Here is a 24,186-nt window from a genome sequence, read left to right on the forward strand (position 1 = left end):
GAGGTGGGCTGTCTCAGGCGTGCGGTTGATCGGTGAAGCCGGTGCCGATTGCGACGCCGACGTTGTCGATGAGTCGCGCGGCGCCGATGCGCGCCGCGACCAGCAGTCGGCCCTCACCGAGTTCGGGTGGCTCCTCGAGCTGTCGACCACGGAGGGCCAGGTAATCGACGTCGATGTCGGGAGAGGTGTCCAGTACCGCCTGGGCGGCCGCGAGTATCGCGGCCGGCCCGCCTGCCGCGGCGTGCGCCCCCGCGACGAGGGCCGCCGACAGGGTGGTGGCGAGTTCACGTTGGGCGGGATCGAGGTAGCGGTTGCGCGAGGACATCGCGAGGCCGTCCGGTTCGCGGACGGTGGGCACGCCGACGATCTCGACATCGAGATCGAGGTCGGTGGCCATCTGCTTGATGAGCACCAACTGCTGGTAGTCCTTCTCGCCGAAGTAGGCCGCATGCGGACCGGCGATGTTGAACAGCTTGGCGACGACGGTCAGCATGCCGGAGAAATGGCCGGGACGACTCCGGCCGTCGAGGAGTTCACCCGCCGGACCGGGGTGGATGGTGGTGCGCGGTCCGTCGGGGTACATCGCCGATACAGTCGGGGCGAAGACGAGTTCGACACCGAGCGGGCGCAGCAGGTCGAGATCGGCCTCGAAGGTGCGCGGGTAGGCGTCGAGATCCTCCCCCGCGCCGAACTGCAGCGGGTTGACGAAGATCGACACGATCACCACGGCATCGCCCTTGGCCTTGGCCGCGCGGACGAGTTGCAGGTGACCCGCGTGCAACGCACCCATCGTCGGGACCAGCACGATGCGCTTGCCGGTGGCCCGCAGCGCACGGCTGACGCGCCGCAGGGTCGCAGGGTCGCGATGCACGGTGAGTTGGCCGCGGGTGAAGTGGTCGGGGCCGATGGTCGTCGTCATGGTGCCGCCAGGGTGTCGAGGAGGTCGTCGGGCGCGTCGGTGCGCGCCGCCGCACGGCGCGCAAGGGTTCGGTAGGCCTCGGCTATGCCGTCGCGGCCGGGACCGTCGGGGATGTCACGCAGAGCGGCCAGGTGTGCGGCCACCGCATCGGCGTCGCCGCGGGCGACCGGACCGGTCAACGCAGACGGTCCGAGTTCGAGGACGTTCTGCAGCGACGCGGTGACCAGCGGGCCGAGGATGCGCTCGGCCAGCAGGACGGAGTTGCCGTCGACGGTCGCATCGCGTCCGTCGTCACCGGCCGGCGCGATCGCTGCGTTCAGCGCCGCGACGGCGTCGGAGACCAGCGCGATCAGATGGTTGGCGCCGTGGGCCAGGGCAGCGTGGTAGAGCGTGCGATGCTCCTCGGCGATCCGCACCGGCTCGCCGCCCATCTCGAGGACGAGTGCCTGGGCGATGGCGAAGCCGACCTCGTCGGCCGCGGTCACCCCGAAGCAGCAGTGGCGCAGCCGTGCGGTGTCGTCACCGGTACCGACGAAGGTCATCGCGGGATGGAGTGCGAGCGGCAGGGCGCCGAGGGTGATCAGCGGCTCGAGCGCGGAGATGCCCCGTGCACCCGCGGTGTGCGCGACCAGGGTGTTCGGCCGGAGCGACCCGGTCGCGGCGATGTCGGCGACCACGGAGTCGAGTCGGGCGTCGGGGACGCTGATGATCAGGAGCTCCGACCGTGCGACCACTGCGTCGAGCTCGAGAATCTCGGATTCGGGGAGTCGGAGCGTCGCACGGGCCCGGGACTCCGCGGAGCGCGCGACGACGGCGCCGACCACGTGTCCGGCCTGTTCGAGTGCTGCGCCGAGGGCGGTTCCGACTCGGCCGGCGGAGACGATGCCGACGGTCAGACGAGCGGGCGCGGGAAGGTTGGACAGCCCGTCGAGATATGCGGGATCACCGGACTCCGTGCCATGGGCATCGGGGCGACCCGCGTGCGCAGGGTCGGACCCACCGGTGGGTGAGGTCACCACTGTCCTCTCGTCGTTCCAGTCCCGGCCAGCGGGTACCAGACGTTGCAGCACGAGGATAGGCGTCCGACGACGCCGGTGGCCAACGCTGTGATGCGCCTCACCGGGCGGGTGTCGGCGACCTCGGAGATCGTGGGGTGGTCAGTCGTCGCGCCGGCGACGCCCACCGCCGGCGCCACCGGACTGCCGCAGCTGACTCAGCAGTTCGGAGACGGGCAGTCCTGCCGAGTGCGCGCTGTCGACGTCCTCGTCCCGCCGCCGCCGGCGACCGGCCACCGAGGCATCGACGCTGCTCTCGTGCCTGCCGGGAGCGAAGGGGGTGGGGGTCTGATCCGGAGCCGCGTCGCCGGCGCCGGGCACGTCCGCGGCGTCATCGCCCGTCGCGACCCCGTTGGCGTCGCCACCGACCGCCGAAGGGGGTGCGGCCCACTGGTCGGTCGGGGCATCCTCGACCCACGGCTGGCGCGGTGCCTGCGGATACGGTCCGGCGTCGGGACGCTCGTGTTGACCCGACTGGCCCGACTGTGCCTGACCCGCGTGCGTGTGCCCCGCCTGCCCGGGAGCCGAATAGGCCACCCCGCCGTATTCGGGAGGGGTGAACGGTACCGATCCGGGAGCCGGCTCCACCGTCTCCACATCGGCCGGCGCCTGGTCGGCCGGAAGATCGCCTCGCTCGTCTGCAGCCGGATCCTCGGTGACGGTCGCGTCGATCGTGTCGTCAGCGGGCTGGGCGGCGGCTTGCGTTCCGTAGGGCCGGTAGCCGGGGTCGGGCACCTGGGCCGCGATCCGACCGGAGATCGGGACGTCGTCGGTGACGATCGGGATGACCTCGGTCATCTCGTTGGGGTCCACACCTGCCGGGATGTGCCGACCGTTGTCGGCCGAGGGGGCGGTGGCGGCGAAATCGCGTGCGGCCAGGGTGCCGTCGTCGGGCGCGTCGAGGTGCTGACCGAGTCCGGAGGCGAGTTCCCGCAGCTTCTCATTGGGAAGTGCGGCGCGCTGCTCCGGAAGTGATTCTCCGAGAAGCAGTTCCAGGCTCGACCGAAGGGCGAGCACCTGTTGCTTCAGTTCCGCCAGTTGCTCGTTCGCCTCGGCGCCGACCTCTTTGCGGATGGTCGCCTCGACATCGAGTTCGTACTGACGCCGTGCGGCGATCTCGCGTTCGAGCTGTAATTCGTAGACCAGACGCAGATCCCGACTCTTGGCCTCCGCGCTGTCGGCCTGCCGACGGAAGCGCGTCACCAGGATCGCGCCGATCACCGCCGCCCACAGCGCGGCGATCACCGCCAGCGATCCGACGATCGAGAGCTTGTCGGTGAAGACCATCAGAATGCTGGCCACGAGGGCCAGCACGATCAGCAGCCCCAGCAACCACTGACCCACCGACCGACCGGCACGCCGACCTTCGGTGGAGCGGCCATTCGGGGTCGTCATGTCCGTGAAGATACCTGCTGATGCACCAGGCGTCGGCCAACCGGGGACGGAGAGTCACGATTCGCCCTATGCATGTCCCGGATGCCGTCCCCCGTTGTCGTCCGTCGGATCGTCGGGTGCGCGGCAGCAGTACTCCAGCCAGAGCGCCGCGCCGACGAGCAGCAACCCGCCGACGAGACCGAGGACGGCACCCGGCTTGTCGTGGTCGGCGGCGGCGAGATCCCGTTGGCTCCAGAGGAACAGCGCGAGCCCTGCCCACACACCGGTACCGAGCGCGCCGAGGATCGCCGACGCCTTCGCCAGCGCCAGCACGCGCGCAGCGGTGAGCGGATGCAATTGTCCGCGTGCCCGTCCGACATCTCGGGAGTCGACGCGCGAGCGGACGATGAATGCGATGACCACCTCGAGGGCCGCCAATACATAGAGCACGAGACCGGCGAGGAGTGGCAGCGGCGGCAGATCACCGTAGTTGTACCGGACCAGGATCCATGCGATGACCGCGGTCACGACTGCGACGATCGCAAGGTCGCGCGGACGACTCGGGCCGAGTCCGGGCTTCTCGTCGTCCGACGGGGACCGTGACGGTGTCATGGGGTGTCCCGGTCGGACGACGAGTCCGCGGCAACGCCGGATCGGGTGGGGCCGAGTTCGGTCACCCCGTCGCGTTCATCCTCATCGAGGGCCGCGAGGAGGGCACTCACGCTGCGTACCCCGTCCGGCGTCCACAGCGTTGCGTCGGGATCTGCGGCCAGCCACGGGATCAGGACGAAGGCGCGCTGCGCGGCCCGGGGGTGCGGCAGCGTGAGCTCGGGATCGTCGTCGACGACCGTGGTCTGATCGATGTCGACGCTGATCACGTCGACGTCCAGAGTGCGTGGCCCCCAGCGGATCTCACGGGTCCGCTCGGCCTCGCGCTCGAGTTCGCGGCCGATGTCGAGCCAGTCACGCGGCGTGCGGTCCGCCTCGACGACGAGGGTGATGTTGTAGAAGTCGTCCTGTTCGACACCGCCCCACGGCGCGGTGACGTGAATCGGCGAGACCGCCACCACCTCGTCGCCGAACCGATCGACCACCGCGCGCAGATGTGCGGCGCGATCTCCGACGTTTGAGCCGGCCGACAGCACGGCGCGACTCATCGGGCGCCCATCGACTTGCGCGACCGTCGGGTGACGACGGCGACGTCACCGAACGTCAGCGGGATGGGCGCAGACGGTTTGTGAAGGGTCACCTCGCAGGCGACGATCCGCTCGTCGCCCATCACCGCATCGGCGATCTCTGCGCCGACGGTCTCGATGAGATCGCGCGGTTCACCGGCCACGATGTCGTGTGCGGTCTGGGCGAGGGTGCCGTAGTCGACGGTGTCGGCCAGATCGTCGCTGGCGGCGGCCGCCCGCAGGTCGAGCCAGAGCGTGACGTCGACGACGAAGTCCTGGCCGTCACGACGTTCGTGATCGAAGACGCCGTGATTGCCACGGACCACCAGTCCGCGCAGTTCGATGCGATCGGTCATCGGCGATCACCGCCTCCATGGGCCGGGGTCGGGAGTGGGGCCGGTTGGTCGACGAGGCCGCGGGAGCCGCCCGCGCGCCAGGCGGATGCCACGGCGACCGCGTCCCGGCTGGCGGCCACGTCGTGGACGCGCACCCCCCACGCGCCGTTGATCGCCGACAACGCCGAGATCGCGGCGGTCGCGGTCTCCCGCCCCGCAGGTGGTCGGACCTCGTCGCCCTCGGCGAGCAGCGAGCCGAGGAACCGCTTGCGCGACGCACCCACCAGCACCGGGAACCCCAGTCCCACCAGGGTCGGCAGCGCGTGCAACAGCGCCCAGTTGTGCTCGGCGGTCTTCGCGAAGCCCAGGCCCGGGTCGAGGATGATCGCGTCGGGGTCGACCCCGGCGCGAACCGCGGCATCCACCTGCGCCAATAACTCGCCACTGACCTCGGCGACGACATCGCGATAACCGCCGACGTCGTCGACCCGATGCGTGAACCGGGTGTCGGCGGACGGCGCCGCGACCGGCCGCCAGTGCATGAGAATCCAAGGCACGCGGGCTTCGGCGACGACGCGACCCATGTCGGGGTCGGCGCGCCCGCCCGAGACGTCGTTGACGATCTGCGCACCTGCGGCGATGGCTGCCGCGGCGACACTCGCTCGCATCGTGTCCACCGAGATGGTCGCGCCCGCGGCGGCCAATTCGGCGATCACCGGGGTGACTCGTTGCGCCTCGAGATCGGGATCGACGCGATCGGCACCCGGGCGGGTCGACTCGCCGCCGACGTCGATGAGGTCGGCGCCGGCCGCGATCAGCTGCTGCCCGTGGGCGATGGCCGCATCTGGATCGAGATAGCGCCCACCGTCGGAGAACGAGTCGGCGGTGACGTTGATGACCCCCATCACCCGGGTCCGACCGGGGGCGGGAGGTGATGCGTACGTAGCGTTCTCGTCGCTCACCGGGTCAGGGTCGCGAGATCAGGTCGAGGGCCTCGCCGCGCGAGACCGCGCTCGTCTTGAACAGCCCGCGCACCGCCGACGTGGTGGTCCGGGCCCCCGGCTTGCGGATGCCGCGCATCGCCATGCACAGGTGCTCTGCCTCGATCACGACGATCACGCCGCGCGGCTCGAGCCTGCGGACGATCGCGTCGGCGATCTGACTGGTGAGGCGCTCCTGCACCTGCGGTCGCTTGGCATACAGGTCGACCAGACGCGCCAGCTTCGACAACCCGGTGACCCGGCCGGACACACCGGGGATGTAGCCGACGTGCGCGACCCCGTGGAACGAGACCAGGTGATGTTCGCAGGTCGAGTACATCGGGATGTCCTTGACCAGCACCAATTCGTCGTGGTTCTCGTCGAAGGTCGTCGCCAGGACGTCGTCGGGGTCGGTGTAGAGACCCGCGAAGACCTCACGGTAAGCGTTCGCGACGCGACTCGGGGTCCGGCGCAGACCCTCGCGGTCGGGGTCCTCGCCGACTGCGAGCAGCAGCTCACGGACCGCGGCCTCGGCACGTGCCTGGTCGAATCCCGACTCTTCGGTGTCCACGGCGGACTCACCGTCGTGGTCGGTCTCGCTGATGGTCATCGTCTCCCGATCTGCTCTCAGGAACCGGAACCGCCGGGTCCACCCTGCGGGTGGTCGCCGTCGGTGCGCTCACCGTTCTGGCCGTATCCGTTGCGACCGCGGTCACCGTTGGTCGGCCCGCTCTCCTGCGGGGGCCATCCCGGTGCGGACCAGTCGCGCGGGGCGCCGTAGTCCGGGCGCGTTCCGCTCGTGGGCTGTCCGGGATATTGCTGGCCGGGATATTGCTGGCCGGGATACGACTGACCGGGATGGGGCTGTCCCGGCTGTGCACCGCCGTACGGCGGATACTGCGAGCCGCCGTTGGTCGGGGTGCCGTTCCGTCCCGAGCCGTTGTGCGGCCCGGCGGGCGGGAACTGGGTGCCGCCGCCACCGTACGGCGGGGCGGGCACGCCACCACCCTGCGGCGGGTAGTCGTTGCCGCCACCGTAGGGCGGGTAGCCGGGCACCGGCTGCGGCTGCCCCGGACCGGCCTGGCCGCCGCCGACCGGCACCGGTTCGCGGGTCGGCTCGGGCTCCGGGGGCCACGGCTCGCCACGCTCGATCGCGAGTTCGCCCGGGGTCTTCACCGGCGGCTTGTCGCTCGGGGTCCGCTCCCCGAACTCGTTGAAGGTCGTGATCCGCGGGCGCTTCTCGACACCGGAGAAGATCGCCTCCAGGTCCTTGCGGGTCAGCGTCTCCTTCTCCAGCAGTTCGGTGGCGAGCACGTCGAGGGTGTCGCGGTACTCGGTCAGGATCGCCCACGCCTCGGTGTGCGCGGCCTCGATGAGGCGACGCACCTCGTCGTCGATCTCACCGGCGATCTCGGCCGAGTAGTCGGAGTGGTTGCCCATCGACCGGCCCAGGAACGGATCGCCCTGCTCCTGGCCGTAGCGGACCGCACCGAGCTTGGCGCTCATGCCGTACTCGGTGACCATCGCACGGGCGATCTTGGTGGCTTGGTCGATGTCGGACGATGCGCCCGTGGTCGGCTCGTGGAAGACGAGTTCCTCGGCTGCCCGGCCGCCCATCGCCATGACGAGGCGCGCGATCATCTCCGAGCGCGTCATCAGGTCCTTGTCCTGCTCGGGCACGGCCAGCGCGTGACCGCCGGTCCGTCCGCGGGCGAGGATGGTGACCTTGTAGATCGGGTCGAGGTCGGGCATCGCCCACGCGGCGAGCGTGTGGCCACCCTCGTGGTAGGCGACGACCTTCTTCTCGTGCTCACTGATGATCCGGCTCTTGCGACGTGGACCACCGATGACGCGGTCGACCGCCTCCTCGAGCATCTCGGCGGTGATGGTGGTCTTGTTCTCGCGAGCGGCCAGCAGTGCGGCCTCGTTGACGACGTTCGCGAGGTCGGCGCCGGACATGCCGGGGGTGCGCTTGGCCAGACCGTCGAGGTCGGCGTCGGCATCGATCGGCTTGCCGTTGGCGTGCACCTTCAGGATGGCGCGACGGCCGGCGATGTCGGGGTTGCCGACCGGGATCTGGCGATCGAAGCGGCCGGGCCGCAGCAGCGCCGGGTCGAGGATGTCGGGACGGTTGGTGGCCGCGATCAGAATGACGCCCGACCGGTCACCGAAGCCGTCCATCTCGACGAGCAGCTGGTTCAGCGTCTGCTCGCGCTCGTCGTGTCCGCCACCGAGTCCGGCGCCGCGCTGGCGACCGACGGCGTCGATCTCGTCGACGAAGATGATGCACGGGCTGTTGTTCTTGGCCTGCTCGAACAGGTCTCGCACACGAGAAGCACCGACACCGACGAACATCTCGACGAAGTCCGAACCGGAGATGGTGAAGAACGGCACACCCGCCTCGCCGGCGACCGCTCGGGCGAGCAGCGTCTTACCGGTTCCGGGAGGGCCGTAGAGCAGGACACCCTTGGGGATCTTCGCGCCCAGCGCCTGGTAGCGCGCCGGATTCTGCAGGAAGTCCTTGATCTCGTACAGCTCTTCGACGGCCTCGTCGGCACCCGCGACATCGGCGAAGGTGGTCTTCGGCATGTCCTTGGTGAGCTGCTTGGCCTTCGACTTGCCGAAGCCCATCACACCGCCGCGACCGCCGCCCTGCATCCGGCTCATGACGAACAGGAAGAGGCCGAACAGGAGCAGCATCGGCAGAACGAAGATGAGGATCTGCCACAGGACCGAGTCCTGGGTGACGTTGGTCTGATAGGGCGCACCGGTCTGGGTGACCGACTGGAAGATGTTGTCGCCGACCTGCGCCGGGTACTTCGTGCTGATCTTGTTCGAGGTCGTGCCCTTGTCGTCGACCTTGATCGGCTCCTTGAGCTCGATCCGCAGTTGCTGCTCACGGTCGTCGATCTGGATGAACTTGGTGTTCTTGACGTTCAGCTGCGTCAGGGCGATCGAGGTGTCCACCGCCCGGTATTCGCGACCGGAATCGCGCATCACACTCCAGCCCCACAGCGCTAACACGATCAGCGCCACAATGGCCAGGTTGCGGAAGACTGTCTTTCGGTTCATCCCAGTTTGGTGCGCACGGCCGATGGCGGAGCCCCCGCCGGTGCCGTGTCCACTGTCCTTCCCATCGACTTACTTGTAGAGGCTACCGGTCAACGTTCCGCCGGGTGAAACCGTTCCGATGGAGCCGGATGCGCAGGTCGCGCCCGGTGCGGACCCCGTCCCGCCGGGCCCGTGGTGGCGAGGTCGGCTGCGGGGGTTCGGCGGCGGCGAGGTCGGCGGCCGGCGGTTCAGTCGGAGTAGACCGATGCGTGCAGCCTGCCGATGTAGGGCAGGTCGCGGTAACGCTCGGCGTAGTCGAGGCCGTATCCGACGACGAACTCGTTGGGGATGTCGAACCCGACGTCGGCGACATCGACCGGGGATCGGACCGCCTCGGGCTTGCGCAGCAACGTGCACACCTGCAGCGACCGCGGCGACCGGGTGGCCAGGTTGCGCATCAGCCACGACAGGGTGAGTCCGGAGTCGATGATGTCCTCGACGATCAGCACATCGCGGTCGGCGATGTCGCGGTCGAGGTCCTTGAGGATGCGGACCACGCCCGACGACGATGTGGCCGAGCCGTAGCTGGAGACCGCCATGAACTCCATCTGCGAGGGGATCGGCAGGGCGCGGGCGAAGTCGGTCATGAACATCACCGCCCCCTTGAGCACGCCGATCAACACGAGGTCGTCCTCGATGTCGGCGTAGCGGGCTGCGGCGGAATCGGCGAGCTCACGGATCCGGGTCTGGATCTGGTCCTGGGTGATCAGGACTGCCTCGATGTCGTCGCCGTAGGGGTCGGTGCGATCACTGTGGGGCTGCACGACCTCAAGCTTGTCACGTCCTCCCGACTGCGGGCAGCGGTGCCCCGATTCCAGCAATTCCCGCGCATAATCGCAGGTCGAAGCATTGCGCAACAATCGTTGTGGAGATTGCCCGCCGAATGATCACAAAAATGGAATTCGCCCGGTTTGTTGAGTCTATAACACTCCGGTCACGAATGACGCCAGGTCGTCACACGCGTAACACAATTTGCTGATATCTATTCTTTTCTGTGAAACTCTGAGCATCCGGAACGCTGGGATCGGGATCGGCGGCACCTTCCGGAATCCTCTCCTGTCCAAATCGCATCCAGCCCCCTCTGTGATGCCGGTTCCGAAAGAGACTTCATGCCTCCTGTCTCCCCCCGATTCGCACGCCGTTTTCGTGCTCTGACCTTTGTTTCCGTTGCAACCGCAGCGATCACGGCCTTTGCCGGCGTGGCCAATGCGGCGCCGGCACAGCCGGTCGAGGTCGGCCCGGTCCACTATTCCGTCACACAAACCGGCAGCGGCGTCAACCTGTCGGTATCGAATGGATCCATCAGCCATAACGGACAGACACTGTCGATTCGCAATGCCGCGGGCGCCGAGGTCTATCGGATGCCGCTGAACTACCGGCTCGAAGATCGCCAGTTCCCGATTGCGGCACGCGGTGCCAGTAATTCCGTTTCGTTGACCCCGGTTCGCGACGTTTCCCAGTCGACCACTGTCGACCGCGGAGAAGTCGAGCGCCTGCGCGGAATTGCACGCACCCAGGTGGCTGCCCCGCAGACCCGCCAGGAGCGCGACGACCAGGCGCTCGGACGGCTGCAGCAGCAGTTGAGCCTCGGGATCACGGTGTCGACACTCATCGGTACAGGTCTCGGCGCCCTGGTCGGTGCAGTTGCCGGATGTGTCTTGGGAGTCGCACTGGGTTGCTTGCCCACCATCCCTATCGGGGCAACGATCGGTGGAATTGTCGGAACCAGCTTGGGTGGAGGTGGCACGCTCATCGCCGCGGCGATCCAGTACTTCAACACGATCAACTCGCCCTTCAAGCCGCCTCGCAGGTAGCCGACAGGCACGAGCAACTCACGACGAGCCCGCCGACCATCTGGTCGGCGGGCTCGTTGCCGTGGTGGCACGCCCGCCACCACGACCAAGTACTGCCGCCCAGCGCGATGCCGCGTGCACTATCCACACGACACCCCGCTCAGGTGCAGATTTTCGCCACCGCGGACCCCTCAGAGCAGATTGTGGTCAGCGCCCCCGCGGCCGACTGTCGACGACCAGCCGACCGTCGACGACCCGGACGACCAGCCGATGAGTCGGGTCGCCGCCGATCGCGACCTCTCCCCGACCGCCGGCCGTCAACGCGTCGACCGCGCCGACCACCGCCGACGTGGGTTCCGTCGCCCCGACCTCGCGCAGCCATCGCCGCAGCACCCGTGTCCAGATCGCCCGTGGCGCCGACATCAGATCGCCGACCGCGAGCGCCGACCCCGCTACCGCCTGTGTGAAGAGTTCCTCGGCGATCGCATCCAGCGCATCCAGGTCGTCGCGGAGTGCGTCTCCGGTTCGCGCCAGCGCCTCGGCGACACCACCGGCCAGGACGTCCTCGAGCAGCGGCAACGCCTCGGTGCGCACACGGACGCGGGTGAAGCGCAGATCGTCGTTGTGTGGATCGTGATGGGCCTCGATGCCCCAGGCCGCGCATGCTGCGCGGGTCGCCGACCGTCGGGTTCCCAGCAGGGGCCGACCCCACGGGGCGTTCCATCCGCGCATCCCGACGATCGATCGTCCGCCCGACCCCCGCGCCAGCCCGAGCAGCACGGTCTCGGCCTGGTCGTCGAGGGTGTGACCGAGCAACACCGGCCGGTCGCCGCGCGCCGCCTCCAGTGCCGCGTAGCGGGCATCGCGCGCTGCCGCCTCCGGTCCGCCCGCATCCCCGACCACCACGCGGAGCACCTGTGCGCTCGCTCCGAGGGAACGCGCCCACTCCGCGGCGCGCGCGGCGACGTCGGCCGAGCCCTGCTGGAGACCGTGGTCGACGACGAGCGCCTCGACGGTCAGTCCCGCCCGCACGGCCGCGGCTGCCAGGGCCGACGAATCAGGGCCGCCGGACAGTCCGACGCAGACGTCGCGAGCGGTGAGATGACGGTCGGCGAAGTCGCCGACGGCCGCGATCAGAGCACGCGTCGGATCCATGCGCGCGGCTCGTCGATCTCGGCGGGTCGCGGCATGGTGTCCGGCGACGACCAGATGGCGTTGAACGACTCCATCCCGACGGTCGACACCACCTCGTCGACGAATGCCTTGCCTCGGATGTACTGCGCCAGTTTGGCATCCATACCGATGAGAGCACGGATGATGCGCTGCACCGGGTTACGCGGGCCGGTGCGCCGACGGTCGAAGGCGGCGCGGATGTTCTCGACGGTCGGCACGTGCGCCGGCCCGACCGCGTCCATCACGTGGTCGGCGTGACCCTCGAGCAGGGTGCCGAGCATCATCATGCGGGTCAACGCCTCGTACTGCTCCGGCGACTGCAGCAGCTGCATCGCGCCGATCACGCCCTTCTCGCGCGGACGGTCACCGTCGGGTCCCTTGATGGTGCCCTCACGCAACGCTCCGGTGATCCGACCGAGCATCTCGGAGGTCGACTCGTCGGCTTCGGCGGTCAGGACGGCGATGTTGTCGAGCATGTACTGCCGCAGCCAGGGGTTCGCGGAGAACTGCACGCGATGGGTGACCTCATGCAGGCAGACCCACAGGCGAAAGTCCGACGGAACCACCTTCAGGGCGCGCTCGACGGAGATGATGTTCGGCGCGACCACCATCAGCACGCCCGGGTCGCCGGTCTCCGGGTCGGGGGTGAACGGGTCGTACTGACCGAGGATCGCCGTGGACAGGAACGCGAGCAGCCCCCCGGCCTGCAGACCGCCGATCTTTCCCGAGATGCCCTGGCCGCCGTCGGCATCGCCTGCGCCGAGCATCGAACTCATCGACGTCGCCGCGGCATCGATCCATTCACGCCGGTCGAGGATGCGGGTGGTCGGGACGCGGAGACCGTCGGCCAGGCCGGTCACCTCGCGCACGGGCGCCTCCGCGCGGGACGCGGCGTCGGCGAGTTCGGCATGGGTGGCGCGCAGGGTGTAGGCGGTGGTCAGCGGCCCGGGTCGGCTGAGGCGCTTGCCGGTGGTCGCCGCCAGCGACCAGTCGATGCGCGCGCCGATGAGTTCCTGGTCGGCCCTGGCTTCGTCGGTTGCAGCCTCGTCGGTTGCGGCCCCGTCGTTTGCAGTCTCGTCGGTTGCAGTCTCGTCGATTGCAGACTGGTCGGTTGCAGGCTGATGGCTCATCGACATCCGCACTCCCTGAGTTCGCCCGCGACCGCATCCAGGGCGGTACGGGCATCCGCGGGCGAGGTGCCGCCGGACATCAGGGCGAAGGACAGCACCCGACCGTCGATGGTCTGGACTATCCCGGTCAACGAACTCACCCCGGTGAGGGTTCCCGTCTTGGCGCGGACCCAGCCGGCCCCCGGATTGGTCTTCGGATCGAAACGGTCGGCGAGTGTGCCGGTGCCACCCGCGATCGGCAGCCCGTCGAGCATCGGCCGCAACTTGGGTTGCGACGGTCCGCTGACACCGGCCATCAGTTTGTCGAGGACACCGGCGGGCACCTTGTTGGCATACGAGATGCCCGATGCGTCACGCATGGTGACGCCGGTGAGGTCCACTCCCGCGGTGCGCAGGGTCTGCTGAATCGCATCGACGCCACCGGCCAGGGTGGCCGGACCTCCGCGTGCGATGGACAACTCCACCGACAGCGTCTCGGCCAGCACGTTGTCGCTGAACCGCATCATGTCGTTCACGCGCGTCACCAACGGCGCCGACTCGACACTCGCGATCTGTCGCGCGCCGGCGGGAGTGCGTTCCTCGGTGACCGCGGTGTCGACGCCGAGCGCGGTCGCGAGCGCCCGGCCGGCGGCCAGCGCCGGTTCGTCGGTCCGCGGCGAGTACTCGTCGAGCGGTTCGAGTCGCGCGCCGTCGACCATCAGGGAGTCGATCGGTGCGATGTCGCCGCCGGCGATGTCCCGACGATCCCAGGTGCGGTCCATCGATGGTCCGGGGAAGGCGCTCGTGTCGACGGCCACCGATCGCACCGGGACGCCCGAGCGCCGGATCTGGTCGACGAGGTCGGAGATCCGCGCCGGATCGGTGTAGAACGTCTCGGTGCCGGCCGGTTGCGCCGACAACGTGGGGTCACCCGCTCCCCTGATGATGATCTGACCGTCGGCGCCCTCGGCGACCGTGGTCGTCAGGCGTTTGTCGTGCGGCAGTGCGAGCAGAGCCGCCGACGCGGTGAGAATCTTGTCGTTGGATGCCGGGGTCCGGGGGGTCGATGCGTCGTCGGACCACAGGATCTGGCCGGTCAGCGAATCGGACACCTGGCCGCTGAGCTGACCCAACGCCGGATTGCGCACCGATGCCGCGATGGCGCGGCGCACACCGGCCGCAGTCGGGGTCGGGGCATTGCCGACGACCGGCGCGATCTCCGGCGAGTAGCTGATGGCCGCCGGCCGCTCCGGGATTCCCGGCGGCAACTCGTCGGACTTGTCGAGGCGGAGCGCCACGACCACCGCGGCGACCGCCACGACGGCCACCGTCAGGACCGACACGAGCGTCCACAGGATCAGTCGACGGGTCGGCCGGCGGCCAGATCTGCGCGTGGCGCCCACAGGACCTCCGGGTCAGTGTCTTAGGGGTTGTCCCCCTGACAGTATCGTTGAGGCGATCCGCGGCGCCGATGCAAGGTCGGTGCCGCATCACGAGCACCGCAGTACGTACCGACATCTCCCAGGAGGAACCCGTGGAATTCGACGTGACCATCGAGATCCCCAAGGGCGCACGCAACAAGTACGAGGTCGACCACGAGACCGGCAAGGTCTACCTGGATCGCTACCTCTACACCGCGTTCGGCTACCCCGCCGACTACGGCTACATCGACGGCACCCTCGGCGAAGACGGGGATCCGCTGGACGCGCTCGTGCTCCTGCCGGAGTCGGTGTACCCGGGCGTCATCGTCCGCACCCGCATCGTCGGCATGTACACGATGACCGACGAGGCCGGCGGTGACGACAAGCTGCTCGGCGTCCCGGCCGGCGACCCGCGCTGGGATCACATCCAGGACGTGGACGACGTCCCCGAGTTCGAGTTGAAGGCCATCGCGCACTTCTTCGAGCACTACAAGGACCTCGAGCCGGGCAAGTCGGTCCAGCCGGGCGGCTGGGTCGGTACCGAGCAGGCGTTCAAGGTCGCCCAGGAGGCCATCGACCGCCTTGCACAGCAGCCCGAGCACGCCAACGAGCCGTCGCGCGGCTGACCCCCCACCGACATACGTCGACGCCCCGTCCCTCTGCAGGGACGGGGCGTCGATGCTGTGGAGGGCCGTCGGCTCAGGCGTCGACGGTCGCCTCCGGGTTGCCGATCGGCTTGCCCTGACGTAGTGGCAGTTCGCGCCAGGTGACGGTGCCGACGATCGCGATCAGCGAGAGGATCGAGACCGTCAGGAACACGCGGTCCATCGAGTTCGCGAACCCCTCCTTGATCGGGGCCGACAGCGCATCCGGCAACTTCTCGATGACCGAGGTGTCACTCATGACGCTGCTCGACGAGGACGCACCCCCGCGCTCGGGATGTGCCGTCGCCTCCACCAGCGACTTACCGAAGGCACTGACCTGCGGGTCGGAACTCTGCGATGCCTCGACGACCGCGGTGCGGTACTCGGGCTTCGATGCGGCGGAGACCATCTCGTCCTTGATGTTCGGCCCCATCAGCGAGAACAGCAGGGAGAAGAACACCGCCACGCCGAGCGTTCCACCGATCTGCCGGAAGAAGGTCGCGGTGCCCGTCGAGAGGCCCATGTCCTTGGGCGGCAGGATGTTCTGCATCGCGAGGGTGATCGGCTGCATCAGGTTGCCCAGACCGAAACCGAGCAGCAACGCGTACAGCATCACCACGTAGACGTGGGTGTCGGTGCCGACCGTGTGCAGCAGGAACGTACCCACCGCGATCAGCACCGATCCGAGGATGGTGAAGACCTTGTATCGGCCTGTGCGCGAGATCATCTGACCCGAGACGACCGAACCGGCCATGAGTCCCAGCACCATCGGCAGCATCTGCAGCCCGGCGATCATCGGACTCGAACCGCGCAGCACCTGGTAGTACTGCGGCAACATCGAGATCCCGCCGAACATCACCGCACCGACGACCACCGAGACCACGATGCCCTGACTGAACACTCGATTCTTGAAGACCCGCAACGGGATCAGGGCATCGTCGCCCATCCGGTGTTCGATGGCGACGAACACCCCGAGGCCGACCACACCGATCGCGTAGCAGAGCAACGAGAGCCCGGAGGTCCAGCCCCACTCGCGTCCCTGCTCCGCGACGATCAGCAGCGGCGCGACCGTGACGGCGAGAGCCGCTGCGCCCCAATAATCGGTGCGCTGGCCGGTGCCCTTGTTCTGGTCGTAGTTGAGGACCCGGTAGACCACCGCGAGCGCGATGATGCCGATCGGCACGTTGACGAGGAACACCCAGCGCCACCCGGAGATGAACAGGATCGAGGCCTGGCCGGCGAACAGGCCGCCGAGAACCGGACCGAGCACGCTGGACGTGCCGAACACGGCCAGGAAGTAGCCCTGGTACTTGGCGCGCTCGCGAGGCGGCACGATGTCGCCGATCGTGGTGAGCGCCAACGTGAACAGACCGCCGGCGCCGAGTCCCTGCAGCGCTCGGAAGGCGGCAAGCTCGTACATCGATGTCGCCATACTGCACAGCAGTGAGCCGATGACGAAGATGGTGATCGCCAGCAGGAAGAACGGTTTGCGACCGTAGATGTCGGAGAGCTTGCCGTACAACGGCGTCACGATGGTCGAGGTGACGAGGTAGGCGGTGGTCACCCAGGCCTGCAGGTCGTAGCCCTGCAGGTCGTCGGCGATGGTGCGGATGGCGGTCGACACGATCGTCTGGTCGAGTGCGGCCAGGAACATGCCGATCATCAGGCCACCGAGGATGGTCAGGATCTGACGGTGTGTCAGGCCTGCCCCCGCGATGTCGTCCGGTGGCGCGGAGGCGCCGGCTGCGGTGGAGTCGGTCATCATCGTCCTTTCACGAGATCGTCGGCGCGCGGGCTGTCGGCGCCGGACAGAACCGGTGGTTTGAGGGGCATCGCCGTCTCGGCCGCGTCCACGAAGCGGCTGAACAGCGTCACCAGGGTGTGGACCTCGTGATCGGTCCAGTCGGCCATCGCCTCGTCGAGCGCGGCCCGGCGGACCCGACGCATCGATTCGACGCGCTCGCGGCCGGCGTCGGTGATCACCAGCAGGGTCGCGCGACCGTCATCGGGGTCGGCTTCGCGGCGGAGCAGACCGAGGTCGACGAGTTGCGCGACGTGTCGGCTCACGGTCGAGGGGTCGGCGTTGAGGCAGTCCGCGAGGGCGCGCGACCGCATGGGCTGCCGCGCCAGGTGGAACAGGCCCTTGAAGGCGGCGATCTCGATCTCGACCTCGCCGTCGGCGGACCGGAACGTGGTGTGCGCCGCGCGGTCGCGCAGGCGCATGAAGCGGTTGAGCGAGTCGAACAGCTCGTCGATCGCCGTGTGTTCGATCATCGGCCACCTCTCCCGCTTCGCCACCGGCCATGCAGCGCCGGTCTTTACGTTCTCTTTACAACTAGTTGCGGTCTACATCTAGTTGGACTGCGCAAGTATGCGCGCGGGATCGGACGATGACAAGTCGGACATAAACAAAACGACTGAGATCGTCCCCCTCAGCGGGTACCGAGGGGAATGTTCCCTCGGCGACCCGCCACGGGGTAGATCTCAGTCGTCTGTCGCTGAAAGAGTGACGCGCTCAGGCCACCCGACGCCGCTGGTCGCGGAGCAGCGGGAGGACCTCCTCGCGGACGCGGGCGGCGGTCGCCGACCCGTCCAGCGGGGTGATGATCACGGCATCGGCGACCTCGGCGGCGTAGATGTCCTTGATCAGGGTGACCAGCCCCTCCGGGGTGCCCACGTACCGCACCGTCTCGGCCTCCCCCGCCTCGACGGGTCGGGCGGACGCACGCGCCGAAGCCGGATGCGGGGCGATGGCCGCCTCGATCTCGAGGGCCACCACGAAGTTCACCGGGTCGTGGTTGCCCGCGCGGAGCACCCACCGCTTGCGTTGCGCATCACGGAGATTCGACTGGCGCACCACGATCGGGAACGCGGCGTCGGCGTCGCCGGTCAGAGCGACCTGCAATCCGGGACGGCCGATGCTGATGGTCGCCTGGGGTGCGATCGCCGTATGGGCGACGACCGGACGGGTGGCGACAGGGGTAACACTCGCGGTCATGACTTACCTGCTTTCGTACGGAGTCCGGTCAAGGCGTCGATGAGTCGATCGATGTCGGCCGTCGAGGTCCCCAGTCCGAAACTCGCCCGGACGGCTCCCTCTGGATGTCCCAACGTGGTCAACAGCGGATGCGCGCAGAACTTCCCGTCCCGCACCCCGATCCCGTGCTGATCGTTGAGATACTCGGCCACGTCTCGCGGACGACAGCTCTCGACCACGAAGGTCACGATCCCCACCCGGTCGCGGACGTCGCCGAAGATGTCCAGTCGCCGCACCCCGTCGATGCCGTCGAGACCGCGTACGAGTCGGGCACGGAGCGCTTCCTCGTGCCAGCCGATCTCCTCGTAACCGAACTCGGCGATGGCATCGCAGGCCGCGGCGATGGCCAGCACGCCGAGCACGTTCGGGCTGCCGGCCTCGTGCCGCGCCGGACCCTCGTACCAGTCCACCGACGAGCCGTCGTCGGTGAGCGTGACCGCAGCGGTCGCGCCGCCGCCGGCAAGGTACGGCGTCGCCGCGTCCAGCCAGTCGGAACGGCCGACCAACACTCCCGCGCCGAATGGCGCGTACAGCTTGTGGCCGGAGAAGACCAGGTAGTCGACACCGCTGCCGACGATCGAGAGAGCACGATGCGGGACCAACTGCGCCCCGTCGACCAGGATGCGGGCGCCGTGTCGGTGGGCCAGCGATGCCAGCCGTCCGATCGGCAGCACCTCGCCGGTCACGTTCGATGCCGCGGTGACCGCGAGCAGGGCCGCAGGCGCCGCCGACAACTCGGCCTCGAGCGCATCGAAGGTCTCGGCGAACGTCGGTGCGGCTGCGACCACGCGGGCCCTGGCGACGCCGTCGCGCGGTGCGCACCAGGTCACCAGGTTGGCGTGATGCTCGATGTCGAGGACCACCACCTCCCCCGGCGTGATGTGTGCGGCGAGGTTGATCGCATCGGTGGTGTTGCGGGTGAAGACGACCGAGTCGTCGGCGCGCCCGCGGACGAAGGCCCGCACGGTCTCGCGAGCGCTCTCGTAGCGGGCGGTGGTGATCTGCGACAGCGCACCCGCGCCGCGGTGCACGCTCGCGTACTGGCCCAGTGCGTCTGCGATCTGGTCTGCGACGTACTGCAGAGCCGGCGCGCTGGCCGCGTAGTCCAGGTTGACGTACCCGACCTCGGAACCGTCCGCGACGGTCACGGTCTGGTCGGCGCCGACGACGTCGGCGAGTGCCCCGACCTCGACAGCGGCGAGGCGATCGGCGACCGACGTGCGGCCAGGGGAGGTCGACCGGATGGTCGTGGGATGTGGTGGTGTCGTGTCGACGACAGCGGTCATGACGAATACTCCTCGAGGATCCACGCTTGCCGTGTCCGGGCGGACACGGCCGGGTCGTCACCCGGAGCACCCCACCGTGGAGGAGGGTTGCCGACCAGCGAGCCGGGGCTTGTCACTGGCACTCATGACCCGATCCCAGGTTCGCCCAGGCGCTTCGCCGAAGTCAATTTCCACTCAGGGTGGGCGCAACTACTTCTGCGACGGACCGCAGTAGCGTGGACGGAGTGCCCCCGGTTCCCACCGATCCCGACCGTCACCCCGTCGCCGACGCAGATCCCGACGTCCACGCCGAACTCGATCCCGACACCGTGTTCGTGCTGTCGCGACCGCACGGGACCGTCGTGGCGCGTGGGGTCGCCGCGGGTTTCTCCGATGTCGGCGCGGCGCAGGCCGCACTCGCCGACGGTTCGGCCTCGGCCGTGGTGGGCGCCCTCCCCTTCGACACCGCCGATGCGCCGACGCTCATCGCGCCGGAGTCCGTCGCCGTCACCGACACACCGCTGCCCGGCATCACCCCGACCCCGCACGGGATCGTCACCGAGTCGACCCATCCGTCACCCGACGAGCACCGACGTCGGGTGGCCGAGGTGGTCGAGCGGATCCGGCGCGGCGATGCCGAGAAGGTCGTGCTGGCACGATCGGTCGACGTCAGGGTCACCCCGCGGGTCGAGATCGGCGAACTGCTCGGCGCTCTCGCAGGAGGCAATCCCGAACACAATGCCTTCGCCGTCGACCTGGACCGCGACGGCAGTCGCTGGCTACTGGGCGCCAGCCCGGAACTGTTGGTACGCAAGCGAGGTCGCGAGGTCACCTGTCATCCGTACGCCGGGACAGCCGCCCGGGGCGCGGATTCGGCATCCGACGACGCCGCCGCGGCTGCGCTCACCGCGTCGACGAAGGACCGCGTCGAGCACGCTCACGTGGTCGATCATCTACGAGATCGACTGGCGCGCTGGTGCACCGACGTCGAGGCGCCGACCGAGCCGCAACTCACCGCGACCGGCGAACTGTGGCACCTCGCGACACCGATTCGGGCGACCGTCCGCGACGAGGCGACCACCGTCCTCGACCTCGCTCTCGACCTCGGCCCGACCCCTGCGGTGGGCGGTACGCCACGCGACGCCGCGGTCGACATCATCGCGGAGACGGAGGAGCCGCGCCGGTTCTACGCGGGTGCCGTCGGATGGTGCGACGCGAACGGCGACGGCGAGTGGATGGTGGCCATCCGATGCGTCGAGGTCGCCGCGGATCGCGAGCAGTTGCGGATGTGGGCCGGCGGCGGCCTGGTCGCGGCTTCTGATCCGGACGCCGAACTGGCAGAGACCACGGCGAAACTCCGCACCGTTCGCAGCGCGCTCGGCATCACCGACGTCTGAGCATCAGCTCCGACGCTGCGGGCGATCGGCCACGCCTGATCATCTCAGCCCAGCGCGCGGTCGAGGTCGGCCAGCAGGTCGTCGATGCCCTCGAGCCCCACCGACAGTCGGACGACGGAATCGCTCAACCCGATGGCGGCGCGACCCTCCGGCCCCATGGCGCGGTGCGTCGTGGTCGCCGGGTGGGTGATCAGCGACTTCGAGTCACCGAGGTTGTTCGAGATGTCGATCACCCGAAGGCCGTTGAGCACCTCGAACGCCCGCTCCTTGCCGTCGACGCCGGCGCGGTCGTTGAGTTCGAAGGTCACCACCGTGCCGCCGCCGGACATCTGTCGCTTCGCGAGTTCGTACTGCGGATGCGATGTGAGGAAGGGGTACTTGACCCACCGGACCCGCGGGTCGGCCTCGAGGAACTCGGCGATCCGCAGTGCGGACGCCACCGACGCATCCACCCGCAGCTTGAGGGTCTCCAGACCCTTCACCAGGGTCCAGGCGTTGAACGGACTCAACGCAGGTCCTGTGTGTCGCATCAGCTTCTGCACCGGACCGTCGATGTACTCCTTGTCACCGAGCACGGCGCCACCCATCACGCGCCCCTGGCCGTCGATGTGCTTGGTACCCGAGTAGACGATGACATCGGCGCCGAGGTCGAACCCACGCTGCAGCAGCGGGGTGGCGAACACGTTGTCCAGCACCACCTTTGCACCAGCCGCATGCGCCAGTTCCGACACCCGCTCGACGTCGACCAACGACTGCATGGGGTTCGACGGGGTCTCGAAGAACACGGCGTCGGTCGGTCGCGAGAGCGCACGCTCCCACTGCTCCAGGTCCTCACCGTCGACGAACTCCGTCTCGATCCCCCACCGCGGCAGGATCTCGTTGCAGACCACGAAGCACGAGCCGAACAGGCTGCGCGCGGCGACCAACCGGTCGCCTGCCTTCAGCAGAGCGCCGAGCGACACGAACACCGCAGCCATCCCGCTGGCGGTGGCGAAACAGGCCTCGGCGCCGTCGATCAGCCGCAGGCGCTCCTGGAACATCTCCACGGTCGGGTTGCCGTACCGCGAGTAGACGAAGCGTTCGTCCTCACCGGTGAAAGCACGCTCGGCCGCCTCCGCCGAGTCGTACACGTAACCACTCGTCAGGTACAGCCCCTCGGCGGTCTCGTGGAATCCCGACCGCGCCAGACCGCCGCGAACGGAGAGCGTCTCGGGCGACAGCCCTTCGGGCAGACCGTCGCTCACGACTGACGCCAGGGCAGGTTCAGCGCCTTCCACCCGGTGCCGCCGCGGTGGTCGTTCTCGTCGAGGTTACCCTCGAATCCGTCGAGCACGTTGTAGGCCTTCGCGACCCCCGCGCCGGTCGCGGCCTCCGCAGCGCCGATCGAGCGGTTACCCGAACGGCACAGGAAGATGACCTCGTCGGTGTCGGTCACGCCGGCCTCACGCAGCTGGTCGACGAACTGCTCGTTGCGCCGACCTTCCGGAAACGTCGACCACTCCACGAAGACGGTGCGCTTGCCGAGGATCTCGAGGTCGGGGACCCCGACGAAGTTCCATTCCGCGCGAGTACGACAGTCGACGAGGACAGCTGCCGGATTGGTCTCCAAGGCCTCCCAGGCCTGCTGTGGCGTCAGATCTCCCGCGTAGCTCACGACGTGCACACCTTCCAGTCGCCGTTCTCTCTCACCACGACCACCCGCTCGGACTTCTTGTCGTCCGGGTGATCATCGAAATGCCAATGTACCTGCGCAGACCCACGATCACCCGTCACGGTGATCTGATCGATCTCCGGGATGACGATGTGACCGTTGGCCTCCCGCGACCGCAGGTTGTCGTCGACGAACGCCTGCTCGGTGGGGAATGCTGCGCGATCGTGGTCGGCTGCGCAGGTGGCCTCGCGGTAGTCGCCGTAGTTCAACTCGTTGCGGGCGGTGTAGGCATCGTTTATCGCGTGCTGCACCTGGGCACTCTCGGTGAGACGGTCGTCGACCGGTCGGACCAGATACGAGATCACGATGGCGCCGACCGCGATCACCACGACCACGAGCGCCACCACGAACGGCCATACGGCCCGGAATCCGCGCGGGGTGCCCGGATCATCCGGCCCCCCGGCATCTCCCGGGCTCACGGCTCGATCGGAACGGTCGGTCGGCATGTCGGCAGAGTCTATCGGGGGTGCGATCGGAGGCGGACGGCGACCGTCGGCGTGTAAGTTGAGCCTAACCACACCAAACTCAACGGAGAGGTTGGTCCATGAGACCCCAACGATGGCGCACCCTGGGCGCCGCCACCGCCGCGGTGGCCGCGCTCACCATCACCGCCTGCTCGGCACCCGACGAATCCGGATCGGATTCCGACAGTGCGAGTGTGCCCACCGCGGAGGCCGGCGCGTACCCGGTCACCATCGACCACGTGTTCGGCAAGACGACCATCGACAGCCAGCGCAAGCGGGTCGCGGCGATGGGCGTGGGTGACGCCGACAACCTGCTGGCACTCGGGGTCAAGCCGGTGACGATCGCGACGTTCGCGGATCCGGACGCCACGAGTTCGCCGTGGAACGCCGACCTGATCGGTGACACCAGCCCGACGGTCCTCCCGAACACGTCGTCGGAGTTCGGTGGGCAGATCGCCAAGGCGTTGTCGACCAACCCGGACCTCATCACCGCGGTCGGCGCGGTGCCGACGCGCGAGCAGTACGACACGCTCGCCAAGACCACGCCGACCATCCTGCGGCCCACCGGCGCGACCGCCTGGGAGACGCCCTGGGACGTCCAGGTCACCGAGATCGGCAAGGCCGTCGGCCTGCCGAAGGCGGCCGAGGCGAAGGTCGCCGAGACCAAGAAGTACCTCACCGACGTGCAGAATCAGCATCCGCAGTTCGCCGGCAAGACCGGCGTCGTGGTCACCGGGGCCCCCAACGGCGGCGTCTCGATCTACAGCGAGGGCGACGGCCGCGGCCAGACCCTGACCGGCTACGGGCTGAAATTCCCCGAGCAACTGCGGTCGGCCATCACCAACGGCTTCTACGGCGAGCTGGCGGCGGAGAGCCTGAACCGACTCGACAGCGCCGACGTCGTGGTCGCGGTCGACTGGGCCGGCTCCAACGACAAGCTACGCGCCGACCCGGCCTTCCAGCGGACCGCCGCCGCACGTGAGGGTCGCGTGGTCTACCTCGATCAGGAAGTGGGCAGCGCGATGTCGGTGCCCACAGTGCTGACGATCCCCTGGGTCGGCAGCCGAGCAGTGGGTCCGATCGCCGACGCGATCAAGTGACCTGCACACCCTTCAAGTGAGGTAACCCTCACACGGGATTTTGGCGCTGCCCGCCCAGCGCCTACCGTAGAGGGGATCAGGCGCGTGCCTGCGGGCTCTCTTCGCCGGGAGCCCGCAGGCTTT

24 protein-coding genes and 1 riboswitch are annotated in these 24,186 nt (G+C 68.7%); of the genes, 4 read left to right on the forward strand and 20 right to left on the reverse strand.

Annotated features, from left to right (window positions below):
- Positions 1 to 13: 13 nt before the first annotated feature.
- The 10 genes from panC to hpt form a co-directional block, all read right to left on the reverse strand.
- Complete coding sequence (gene panC / locus GS4_RS09635) at positions 14 to 919, reverse strand: pantoate--beta-alanine ligase (protein WP_007619974.1); 906 nt, start codon at positions 917 to 919, stop codon at positions 14 to 16.
- A complete protein-coding gene (locus tag GS4_RS09640) occupies positions 916 to 1,935 on the reverse strand; it encodes a Rossmann-like and DUF2520 domain-containing protein (RefSeq protein WP_007619976.1) in 1,020 nt (339 codons plus the stop codon). Before GS4_RS09640 ends, panC begins: the two co-directional genes overlap by 4 nt.
- A gap of 141 nt (positions 1,936 to 2,076) precedes the next feature.
- Positions 2,077 to 3,369 (reverse strand): DUF6779 domain-containing protein, encoded by a 1,293-nt coding sequence (locus GS4_RS09650; protein WP_007619978.1) that lies wholly within the window; start codon positions 3,367 to 3,369, stop codon positions 2,077 to 2,079.
- A gap of 66 nt (positions 3,370 to 3,435) precedes the next feature.
- Entirely contained in the window at positions 3,436 to 3,960 is a 525-nt protein-coding gene (locus GS4_RS09655) for a DUF3180 domain-containing protein (RefSeq protein ID WP_007619980.1), read from the reverse strand.
- On the reverse strand, positions 3,957 to 4,505 hold the full coding sequence (gene folK / locus GS4_RS09660; RefSeq protein ID WP_007619983.1) for a 2-amino-4-hydroxy-6-hydroxymethyldihydropteridine diphosphokinase: 549 nt from the start codon (positions 4,503 to 4,505) through the stop codon (positions 3,957 to 3,959). The genes GS4_RS09655 and folK overlap by 4 nt, the downstream gene beginning before the upstream one ends.
- A complete protein-coding gene (gene folB / locus GS4_RS09665) occupies positions 4,502 to 4,879 on the reverse strand; it encodes a dihydroneopterin aldolase (protein ID WP_007619985.1) in 378 nt (125 codons plus the stop codon). The genes folK and folB overlap by 4 nt, the downstream gene beginning before the upstream one ends.
- Positions 4,876 to 5,763: a dihydropteroate synthase gene (folP, locus tag GS4_RS09670; RefSeq protein ID WP_007619987.1), complete on the reverse strand. Its 888-nt coding sequence runs from the start codon at positions 5,761 to 5,763 to the stop codon at positions 4,876 to 4,878. The genes folB and folP overlap by 4 nt, the downstream gene beginning before the upstream one ends.
- 61 nt (positions 5,764 to 5,824) lie before the next feature.
- Entirely contained in the window at positions 5,825 to 6,448 is a 624-nt protein-coding gene (gene folE, locus GS4_RS09675; RefSeq protein ID WP_007619988.1) for a GTP cyclohydrolase I FolE, read from the reverse strand.
- A gap of 17 nt (positions 6,449 to 6,465) precedes the next feature.
- Positions 6,466 to 8,910: an ATP-dependent zinc metalloprotease FtsH gene (ftsH, locus tag GS4_RS09680; protein ID WP_007619989.1), complete on the reverse strand. Its 2,445-nt coding sequence runs from the start codon at positions 8,908 to 8,910 to the stop codon at positions 6,466 to 6,468.
- A 227-nt stretch (positions 8,911 to 9,137) separates the two neighbouring features.
- Complete coding sequence (gene hpt, locus GS4_RS09685; RefSeq protein ID WP_040510081.1) at positions 9,138 to 9,713, reverse strand: hypoxanthine phosphoribosyltransferase; 576 nt, start codon at positions 9,711 to 9,713, stop codon at positions 9,138 to 9,140.
- Between the two features lie 345 nt (positions 9,714 to 10,058).
- On the opposite strand from hpt, the gene GS4_RS09690 reads away from it, so the two are divergent.
- Positions 10,059 to 10,763: a DUF8020 domain-containing protein gene (locus tag GS4_RS09690; RefSeq protein ID WP_007619992.1), complete on the forward strand. Its 705-nt coding sequence runs from the start codon at positions 10,059 to 10,061 to the stop codon at positions 10,761 to 10,763.
- A gap of 186 nt (positions 10,764 to 10,949) precedes the next feature.
- Here the strand turns inward: GS4_RS09690 and tilS are convergent, their stop codons facing one another.
- From tilS to dacB, 3 genes are read right to left on the reverse strand one after another with little or no spacing between them, the layout of a single operon-like run.
- Positions 10,950 to 11,897: a tRNA lysidine(34) synthetase TilS gene (tilS, locus tag GS4_RS09695; protein ID WP_007619995.1), complete on the reverse strand. Its 948-nt coding sequence runs from the start codon at positions 11,895 to 11,897 to the stop codon at positions 10,950 to 10,952.
- The gene (locus tag GS4_RS09700) at positions 11,876 to 13,045 is read right to left on the reverse strand and encodes a zinc-dependent metalloprotease (protein ID WP_007619997.1); all 1,170 of its coding nucleotides are present in this window, start codon (positions 13,043 to 13,045) and stop codon (positions 11,876 to 11,878) included. The genes tilS and GS4_RS09700 overlap by 22 nt, the downstream gene beginning before the upstream one ends.
- Entirely contained in the window at positions 13,042 to 14,427 is a 1,386-nt protein-coding gene (gene dacB, locus GS4_RS09705) for a D-alanyl-D-alanine carboxypeptidase/D-alanyl-D-alanine endopeptidase (RefSeq protein ID WP_007619999.1), read from the reverse strand. The genes GS4_RS09700 and dacB overlap by 4 nt, the downstream gene beginning before the upstream one ends.
- Positions 14,428 to 14,558: 131 nt before the next feature.
- Between dacB and GS4_RS09710 the strand changes: the two genes are divergently transcribed.
- Positions 14,559 to 15,071 (forward strand): inorganic diphosphatase, encoded by a 513-nt coding sequence (locus GS4_RS09710; RefSeq protein WP_007620003.1) that lies wholly within the window; start codon positions 14,559 to 14,561, stop codon positions 15,069 to 15,071.
- Between the two features lie 73 nt (positions 15,072 to 15,144).
- On the opposite strand, the gene GS4_RS09715 is transcribed toward GS4_RS09710, so the two are convergent.
- The 4 genes from GS4_RS09715 to GS4_RS09730 all read right to left on the reverse strand — a co-directional run bounded on the left by GS4_RS09715 (position 15,145) and on the right by GS4_RS09730 (position 19,412).
- A complete protein-coding gene (locus GS4_RS09715) occupies positions 15,145 to 16,851 on the reverse strand; it encodes an MDR family MFS transporter (RefSeq protein ID WP_007620005.1) in 1,707 nt (568 codons plus the stop codon).
- A complete protein-coding gene (locus GS4_RS09720; protein WP_007620007.1) occupies positions 16,851 to 17,363 on the reverse strand; it encodes a MarR family winged helix-turn-helix transcriptional regulator in 513 nt (170 codons plus the stop codon). Before GS4_RS09720 ends, GS4_RS09715 begins: the two co-directional genes overlap by 1 nt.
- Positions 17,364 to 17,604: 241 nt before the next feature.
- Positions 17,605 to 18,087: a hypothetical protein gene (locus tag GS4_RS09725; protein WP_007620008.1), complete on the reverse strand. Its 483-nt coding sequence runs from the start codon at positions 18,085 to 18,087 to the stop codon at positions 17,605 to 17,607.
- Entirely contained in the window at positions 18,084 to 19,412 is a 1,329-nt protein-coding gene (locus GS4_RS09730) for an aminotransferase class V-fold PLP-dependent enzyme (protein WP_007620009.1), read from the reverse strand. The genes GS4_RS09725 and GS4_RS09730 overlap by 4 nt, the downstream gene beginning before the upstream one ends.
- A gap of 17 nt (positions 19,413 to 19,429) precedes the next feature.
- Positions 19,430 to 19,542, reverse strand: a riboswitch (SAM riboswitch).
- Between the two features lie 85 nt (positions 19,543 to 19,627).
- Here GS4_RS09730 and GS4_RS09735 point away from each other — a divergent pair.
- Positions 19,628 to 20,788, forward strand: coding sequence for an isochorismate synthase (locus tag GS4_RS09735; RefSeq protein WP_007620011.1), 1,161 nt, complete (start codon positions 19,628 to 19,630; stop codon positions 20,786 to 20,788).
- A gap of 44 nt (positions 20,789 to 20,832) precedes the next feature.
- On the opposite strand, the gene GS4_RS09740 is transcribed toward GS4_RS09735, so the two are convergent.
- Genes GS4_RS09740 through GS4_RS09750 form a run of 3 tightly spaced genes read right to left on the reverse strand, consistent with a single transcriptional unit; the run spans position 20,833 to position 22,945 of the window.
- Positions 20,833 to 22,032 carry an O-succinylhomoserine sulfhydrylase gene (locus tag GS4_RS09740; RefSeq protein ID WP_007620012.1) on the reverse strand — a complete coding sequence of 400 codons (1,200 nt, stop codon included), beginning with the start codon at positions 22,030 to 22,032 and terminating at the stop codon, positions 20,833 to 20,835.
- Complete coding sequence (locus GS4_RS09745; RefSeq protein WP_007620013.1) at positions 22,029 to 22,442, reverse strand: rhodanese-like domain-containing protein; 414 nt, start codon at positions 22,440 to 22,442, stop codon at positions 22,029 to 22,031. Before GS4_RS09745 ends, GS4_RS09740 begins: the two co-directional genes overlap by 4 nt.
- Entirely contained in the window at positions 22,439 to 22,945 is a 507-nt protein-coding gene (locus GS4_RS09750) for an Rv0361 family membrane protein (protein WP_007620014.1), read from the reverse strand. Before GS4_RS09750 ends, GS4_RS09745 begins: the two co-directional genes overlap by 4 nt.
- A gap of 98 nt (positions 22,946 to 23,043) precedes the next feature.
- On the opposite strand from GS4_RS09750, the gene GS4_RS09755 reads away from it, so the two are divergent.
- Positions 23,044 to 24,063 (forward strand): ABC transporter substrate-binding protein, encoded by a 1,020-nt coding sequence (locus GS4_RS09755; RefSeq protein WP_007620015.1) that lies wholly within the window; start codon positions 23,044 to 23,046, stop codon positions 24,061 to 24,063.
- Positions 24,064 to 24,186 lie beyond the last annotated feature (123 nt).

The sequence above is a fragment of the Gordonia soli NBRC 108243 genome (assembly GCF_000334455.1).
GTDB classification, from domain to species: Bacteria; Actinomycetota; Actinomycetes; order Mycobacteriales; family Mycobacteriaceae; genus Gordonia; species Gordonia soli.

Excerpts from the sequence above, each read along its gene's own strand:
- GS4_RS09755 (WP_007620015.1), top strand. The coding sequence starts at position 23,044 with ATGAGACCCCAACGATGGCGCACCCTGGGCGCCGCCACCGCCGCGGTG.
- tilS (WP_007619995.1), bottom strand. The coding sequence starts at position 11,897 with ATGGATCCGACGCGTGCTCTGATCGCGGCCGTCGGCGACTTCGCCGAC.
- GS4_RS09720 (WP_007620007.1), bottom strand. The coding sequence starts at position 17,363 with ATGATCGAACACACGGCGATCGACGAGCTGTTCGACTCGCTCAACCGC.
- GS4_RS09700 (WP_007619997.1), bottom strand. The coding sequence starts at position 13,045 with ATGAGCCATCAGCCTGCAACCGACCAGTCTGCAATCGACGAGACTGCA.
- folE (WP_007619988.1), bottom strand. The coding sequence starts at position 6,448 with ATGACCATCAGCGAGACCGACCACGACGGTGAGTCCGCCGTGGACACC.
- GS4_RS09730 (WP_007620009.1), bottom strand. The coding sequence starts at position 19,412 with ATGACCGCTGTCGTCGACACGACACCACCACATCCCACGACCATCCGG.
- ftsH (WP_007619989.1), bottom strand. The coding sequence starts at position 8,910 with ATGAACCGAAAGACAGTCTTCCGCAACCTGGCCATTGTGGCGCTGATC.
- folK (WP_007619983.1), bottom strand. The coding sequence starts at position 4,505 with ATGAGTCGCGCCGTGCTGTCGGCCGGCTCAAACGTCGGAGATCGCGCC.
- GS4_RS09750 (WP_007620014.1), bottom strand. The coding sequence starts at position 22,945 with ATGCCGACCGACCGTTCCGATCGAGCCGTGAGCCCGGGAGATGCCGGG.
- GS4_RS09715 (WP_007620005.1), bottom strand. The coding sequence starts at position 16,851 with ATGACCGACTCCACCGCAGCCGGCGCCTCCGCGCCACCGGACGACATC.
- GS4_RS09650 (WP_007619978.1), bottom strand. The coding sequence starts at position 3,369 with ATGACGACCCCGAATGGCCGCTCCACCGAAGGTCGGCGTGCCGGTCGG.
- GS4_RS09690 (WP_007619992.1), top strand. The coding sequence starts at position 10,059 with ATGCCTCCTGTCTCCCCCCGATTCGCACGCCGTTTTCGTGCTCTGACC.
- folB (WP_007619985.1), bottom strand. The coding sequence starts at position 4,879 with ATGACCGATCGCATCGAACTGCGCGGACTGGTGGTCCGTGGCAATCAC.
- GS4_RS09725 (WP_007620008.1), bottom strand. The coding sequence starts at position 18,087 with ATGACCGCGAGTGTTACCCCTGTCGCCACCCGTCCGGTCGTCGCCCAT.
- panC (WP_007619974.1), bottom strand. The coding sequence starts at position 919 with ATGACGACGACCATCGGCCCCGACCACTTCACCCGCGGCCAACTCACC.
- folP (WP_007619987.1), bottom strand. The coding sequence starts at position 5,763 with ATGGGGGTCATCAACGTCACCGCCGACTCGTTCTCCGACGGTGGGCGC.
- GS4_RS09655 (WP_007619980.1), bottom strand. The coding sequence starts at position 3,960 with ATGACACCGTCACGGTCCCCGTCGGACGACGAGAAGCCCGGACTCGGC.